We start from the raw sequence: 6,174 nt of genomic DNA, 5'->3' as shown, positions 1-6,174 counted from the left end.
CTCGATCACCTGCTTCACCGCCTCTGCCCGGAACTCATCCGTGTACTGCTTGCTGTTGCCCATAAACACCTCGGTCATTGCCATCAATTATGGCAACCGGATGTCTACGAAAGGCTGGCCGGTCCAGCTTCCACGAGCACGGGTGTCCAAGTGCAGGGGCCACGACCGTAATAGTCGGCAACTTCCATACCGTCGTTGAAAACAGCACTGCTGAATTCAGTTGCACTGAGGCGCTGTGCCTGAACCTCAACCTTGTGCTGGTTCGGCTCGTACTGCACCCCCTCCCAATTGTTGACCGGAGGGAGACAGAGTGGGTCTATCTCATACGTGACGAAGACCGAAGGAACGGGGACATCCACGGGTGCATCGTGGACCCGAATCACAATCGGCAGCGCATCCCTGGGCGCGGGATTCTCGCGATAGACCGGGAACGAGCGTTCCTTGTTGCAGCCTGCAACAACCAGTGTGATCAAGGCGATCAACGCAACATGAGCAAGGCTGGGGACGGGTTTCAGCATGAGCGGTCCACGTCGCTGCAGGATTGTCCTTGATCCTTGGAACATGCGGTCTCATCACGAACGACGGCGCCACATCCGGGCAAATGCGACAGGTTGCGCAGTGGGTATTGTCCGTTACCCGGACTTCCCACCCTGTGTACCCGAGCAGCGCGGCCTTGCGGGGTAACGTTCATCGGCGTTCCATTGCTGTGCGATACCTGACTATACGACCCGCTCCAGCCGCGCTCCAGTCGATGTTGCGGGCTCCCGGTTGACGCGCATGGCTTGCGGCACGATCAAGCCTCGATCAGCGCCGTTGAAACATCAATGGTCGAAAGTGCTGGCGGCGGATCGGCAATTGAGCCTGACGTCTCTTGGAGGTGTCCAGCAGGGAGCGGAGCCGAGCGTGGGCTCGGCTCTACAGGGGCCTGTCAGCCGCGGGCGAGGGCGAGCAACCGCTCGGCGACCCGCTCCAGCGGCACCTGTTCCTCGGCAGCGCCCAGCTTGAACGCGGCACCGGGCATGCCCCAGACCACGCTGGTCGCTTCGTCCTGCACCAGCGTTGGGGCGCCGGCCTGGCGCATTTCCAGCAGGCCGCGCGCGCCGTCGTCACCCATGCCAGTGAGGATGGCACCGATCGCATTGCCACCGGCGCTCTGCGCGACCGAGCGGAACAGCACGTCCACCGCGGGCTTGTGCCGGTTCACTGCCGGGCCGTCGTCGACGCGGCAGCGCCAGCGCGCACCGTCGCGGATGATGCGCAGGTGCTTGCCGCCGGGCGGCAGGTAGGCGTGGCCGGGCAGTACTGCTTCGCCGTCGCTGGCCTCGCGCACGGCCATCGCCGAATGGCGGTCCAGTCGCTCGGCGAAGGCGCTGCTGAAGCTGGCCGGCAGGTGTTGGGTCATCACCACGGCGGGTGCATCGGCAGGCATGCCTTCCAGCACCACGCGCAGCGCTTCGGTGCCACCGGCCGACGAGCCGATCGCGATCAGGCGGTCGGTGGTGCGGAACTGCGGCGAGGCAGCACGCATCGCCGGCGTTGCGTCCAGCGTGAGCTTGGGGGCGCTGGCACGCACCAGCGGGCGCACGCGCGAGCGCGCCGCCATCTTGACCTTGGCGATGATCTCCTCGGCATAGCCCTGCAGGCCACGGGCCACGTCCAGCTTGGGCTTGGAGACGAAATCCACGGCGCCCAGCGCCAGTGCCTGCAGGGTGGTGTCGGCGCCTCGCTCGGTCAGCGAGGAAATCATCACCACCGGCAGCGGATGCAGGCGCATCAGGTTTTCCAGGAACGCCAGCCCGTCCATGCGCGGCATTTCCACGTCCAGGGTGATCACGTCCGGGAGCAGGCGCTTGATCTTCTCGCGCGCCAGCAGCGGGTCAGCCGCGGTGCCGACCACGTCGATGGCCGGGTCGCTGGACAGGATTTCCGTGAGCATCTGCCGCACGACGGCGGAGTCGTCGACGATCAGGACCCGGCAGGGGGCGTTGCCGGTGAAGGTCATTCGAACAGCTCCACGCCACCGGTGACCGGCGCCTTGGACAGGCGCGCACGCACCGCCGATTCGGTGGCGGCCACCTCGGCCTCATGCGCATGCGGCAGGCGCTGCACCACCACGCGGCCGGTATCGGCGAAGAACCAGATCTTGCGCGGATGGATGCCGCACAGGTCCTCGGCAATGATCGGAATGTGCTCGGCCTGAAGGTACTGGCGGACGAACTCGGCGTTGCGGGTGCCAACCGGGTTGCTGGTGAAGCCCTTCAGCACGTTGGCGCCACCGAACACCTTGGCCTCGATGCGCTTGCGGTGGGCACCACGCTTGAGCATGTCGTTGATCAGCAGTTCCATCGCGTAGCTGCCGTAGCGCGCGGGCGCACCGTCACCGGCGTTGCCCTCGGGCAGCAGGAAGTGGTTCATGCCGCCGATCTTCAGCACCGGGTCGCGCAGGCAGGCGGCTACGCACGAGCCCAGCGTGGTGGTCAGCGCGGTGGTGTCATCGACCACCAGGTACTGGGTGGGCAGCAGCTTGGCGGCGATGGTCTGGAAGCGCGCATCCTGGTAGCGCATCACATCGTCGGTACGCAGCGAAGCATTCATGCGCCGGCCTTCGCCGCACGGCGGTACAGGGTGCGGCCGCAGGGCTGGATCAGGTCGGCGGCGTGCAGATAGTTCTCCGAATGGCCGGTGTAGAGCAGGCCGTCATCGGCCAGGTGCTGCACCAGACGGCCGAGGATCGCGCGCTGGGTCGGCTTGTCGAAGTAGATCATCACGTTGCGGCAGAACAGTGCGTCGAACGGGCCACCGACGTCGTAGCGCGGGGCGAGCAGGTTCAACGGGCGGAATTCGATCAGCTCGCGCAGCGCAGGCAGTACGCGGCACTGGCCCTCGTTGGGGCCGCTGCCACGCTGGAAGTAGCGGCGGCGCAGGTCCGGATCGAGGCTGGCGACGCGATCGATGTTGTAGACGCCGCGGCCGGCGGTGGCCAGCACCTGGGTGTCGACGTCGGTGGCGATGATGCGCACCGGCGGCTTCAGGGTGCCAAAGGCCTCGCACGCGGTGATCGCCATCGAGTAGGGCTCTTCGCCAGTGGACGCTGCGCACGACCACAGCAGCAACGGCGTGCGGCTGGAGCGCTGCTGCAGCTCTTCGCGCAGCTTGTCGAAGTGGTGCGGTTCGCGGAAGAACGAGGTCAGATTGGTGGTCAAGGCGTTGGTGAACGCCTGCCACTCGTCACCATCTTCCTGTTCCAGATGGTCCAGGTACTGCTGGAAGCTGCGCATGCCCAGCGTGCGCAGGCGGCGCGACAGGCGGCCATAGACCATGTCGCGCTTTGCCGGCGCAAGCGCAATGCCTACGCGCTGGTAGATCAGGTCGCAGACGCGGCGGAAATCACGGTCGGCGAACTCGAATTCGCGTGGGCCGGTAACGATGGGAGTAGGACTTTGCACGGGGGACGTGTCCATCGGCGGGGGCGGCGGCCGAAGCCGCCACGGGTGGGTCTCAGAATTCCTGCCAGTCGCTGTCGCTGGCGGCGAAGGTGCTGGCGTTGCTGCTGCGACGTGCCGGCGCGGGGGTGCTGGTCGGCTGCGGACGTGCCACGGTGGTGATGCGCGCCGGTTCCACGCGTTCGGCGACAGCCTTCACTGCGGCCGAGACCTGGTTGTCGAGCCGGAAGATCGCCACGGCATCTGCAAGCTGTGCGGCCTGGTCTTCCATCGCACGTGCGGCAGCGGTGGCTTCCTCCACCAGTGCGGCGTTCTGCTGGGTGGTCTCGTCCATCTGCACCACGGTCTGGTTGACCTGCTCGATGCCGGCGCTCTGTTCCTGCGAGGCCGCGGAGATCTCGGCCATGATGTCGGTGACGCGCTGCACCGAGGCGACGATCTCGCCCATGGTGCTGCCGGCCTGGTGGACCAGGCTGGAGCCCTCGGCAACCTTGCCGACCGAGTCATCGATCAGGCCCTTGATCTCCTTGGCGGCAGCGGCTGAGCGCTGGGCGAGGGTGCGCACTTCGCTGGCGACCACGGCGAAGCCGCGGCCCTGTTCACCGGCACGCGCGGCTTCCACGGCGGCGTTCAGTGCCAGGATGTTGGTCTGGAACGCGATGCCGTCGATCACCGAGATGATCTCGGCAATCTTCTTCGACGAGGCTTCGATGGCGGACATGGTGGTGACCACCTGGCCGACCACTTCACCGCCCTGCGAGGCGACGCCGTGCGCGCCGATGGCCAGCTGGTTGGCCTGGCGGGCGTGCTCGGCGTTCTGGCGCACAGTGGAGGTCAGTTCCTCCATCGAGGCCGCGGTCTCTTCCAGATTGGCGGCCTGCTGCTCGGTCCGGCGCGACAGGTCGCTGTTGCCCGAGGCGATCTCGCCTGCGGCCAGGGTGATGCTGGAGGCGCTGGCCTGGATCTGGCCGACGATCTGGGTCAGCTGCGCGACCGTGGCGTTGGCATCGTCGCGCATGCGGGCGAACACGCCCTGGTAATCGCCGTGCATGCGCGCGGTCAGGTCGCCCTCGGCGATGGCCGACAGCAGCTGCGACAGCTTGCCGAGGTTGTCATCGCTGACCGCCATCATCGCGTTGAGGTTTTCCAGCATCAGGCGGAAATCGTGGTCGAAGCGCTGCGCATCGCCACGGCGGCTGAAGTCGCCGGCAGCGGCGGCGCTGGCCAACTGCTTGATCTCGGCGTTGATGCGGCCGAGGTTGGCCTTGACGGTGTCGACGGTGGTGGTCATCGCCGCCTTCTCGCCCGGGTAGCGGACGATGTCGCGGCTCAGGTCACCGACCGCGTACTGCTGCACCACGTCCAGCACATCGTGCAGGGTCTGCACGTGGCTACCCACCAGGGCGTTGGTTTCCTGCACCATCAGCCCGTACTCGCCGGGGAAGGCGCTGGCGTCGATGCGGTAGCTGAGTTCGCCACCGTCGTGGCGGCGGGCCATTTCGCGCTGGCCGGTGATGACCGCATGCAACTGCTGCTGCATGCCGGCCATGGCGTCCAGCAGGCGGCCGGTTTCATCGTGCGGCTGCGGGCCGATATGGCTGTCGAGCTTGCCGGCGGCGATGCCCTCGGCGACGGCCGTGGCCTGCTTCAACGGCACGGCGATGCGATTGCCGATGACCCAGCTCAGGGCCAGTACGATCAGCACCAGGACGCCGCCGGAGACTGTCATGATGGCAGTGAACACCAGCGCCTGCTTCTGCACGTCGTCCATGTAGACGCCACTGCTGACCACCCAGTTCCACGGCGCGAACAGTCCGGCGTAGGCAACCTTCTCGACGTCGCCCTTGCTGCCCGGCTTGGCCCAGCGGTAGTTGACGAAGCCGCCACCGGCCTTGGCCGCTTCGACCTGGTCGTAGTAGATGCGCACACCATCGTCGGTGCGGAAGTCCTTCATGTCTTTGCCGACCAGGTCCTTGCGGAACGGGTGCATCAGCAGCCGGTAGCCGGTGTCGTAGACGTTGAAATAGTAGGTATCGTTCTCTGCACGCATCACTTCCAGTGCCTGCAGCGCGGCGCGCTTGGCAGCCTCTTCGCTGAGTTCGCCGGTACCGGCCAGACGGTGGTAGTACTGGAGGATGCCGTAGCTCAGTTCGACCTGGGTCTTCAGTGCGGCCTTGCGGGTCTCGGTGAGATCCAGGTACTGCATGCGGGCGGCGATCACCGAGAGCGCGATCACGCCGAGCGCGATGAGCAGCGTCAGCAGGTTGAGCTTGCGCCGGACGGAAAGATTGCTGAAGTAGTGTTGCCAGCGATGCAGGAGATTCATCGAGCAGGACCCGGTTGAAGCAGGCGGGCGGCGCCGAGCCGGTCACGGCAGACAGACTGTGACAACCCCGTTATCGGCCGCGGGGGCGGGGGATTGAGGTGCGGTGTCGGAACGTATTCAGGTTTTTCCTGCAGCGGCGGCTGCGGCGCTGCCTGCGGCAGGCTGGTTTTGAAGCAACAGCAACAGCAACAGCAACAGCAACAGCGGCTGGTCGGCGCTGGATTGTCAGTAAGTGGCTGGGCCGGGGTGGGCAGGCAGGACACGCCATAAACCCCCCTCTGAAGTGACCCCCGAGACTTGGACGGGGTCAGGCGGCCGATTGGGCCTGCTCCCGGTACTTTACCGGGCTTAGCCCCTTCAATTTCAATCTGATTCGCTCTTGGTTGTAGTACTTGATGTACTCCA

The 6,174-nt window shown here is 66.0% G+C and carries 6 protein-coding genes; all 6 read right to left on the bottom strand.

Annotated elements, in window-relative coordinates:
* Positions 1–104: 104 nt before the first annotated feature.
* Positions 105–518 (bottom strand): hypothetical protein, encoded by a 414-nt coding sequence (locus tag ACM0PY_RS20965; RefSeq protein WP_414609418.1) that lies wholly within the window; start codon positions 516–518, stop codon positions 105–107.
* A gap of 410 nt (positions 519–928) precedes the next feature.
* Positions 929–2,002, bottom strand: a complete 1,074-nt coding sequence (locus ACM0PY_RS20960; RefSeq protein ID WP_061479291.1) for a protein-glutamate methylesterase/protein-glutamine glutaminase — start codon at positions 2,000–2,002, stop codon at positions 929–931.
* Entirely contained in the window at positions 1,999–2,595 is a 597-nt protein-coding gene (gene cheD, locus ACM0PY_RS20955) for a chemoreceptor glutamine deamidase CheD (RefSeq protein WP_014037083.1), read from the bottom strand. Before cheD ends, ACM0PY_RS20960 begins: the two co-directional genes overlap by 4 nt.
* Positions 2,592–3,461 (bottom strand): CheR family methyltransferase, encoded by an 870-nt coding sequence (locus ACM0PY_RS20950; RefSeq protein ID WP_049416359.1) that lies wholly within the window; start codon positions 3,459–3,461, stop codon positions 2,592–2,594. The genes cheD and ACM0PY_RS20950 overlap by 4 nt, the downstream gene beginning before the upstream one ends.
* A 37-nt stretch (positions 3,462–3,498) precedes the next feature.
* Positions 3,499–5,769, bottom strand: a complete 2,271-nt coding sequence (locus tag ACM0PY_RS20945; RefSeq protein ID WP_180886106.1) for a methyl-accepting chemotaxis protein — start codon at positions 5,767–5,769, stop codon at positions 3,499–3,501.
* A gap of 307 nt (positions 5,770–6,076) precedes the next feature.
* On the bottom strand, positions 6,077–6,174 hold a 98-nt coding region (locus ACM0PY_RS20940), incomplete at its 5' end, for an IS3 family transposase (protein WP_495493298.1).

This window comes from Stenotrophomonas sp. BR163 (assembly GCF_047520985.2).
Classification (GTDB): domain Bacteria; phylum Pseudomonadota; class Gammaproteobacteria; order Xanthomonadales; family Xanthomonadaceae; genus Stenotrophomonas; species Stenotrophomonas sepilia.
The sequence above is the reverse complement of the archived record's forward strand: the minus strand, read 5'-3'. Positions and strand labels throughout refer to the sequence as shown.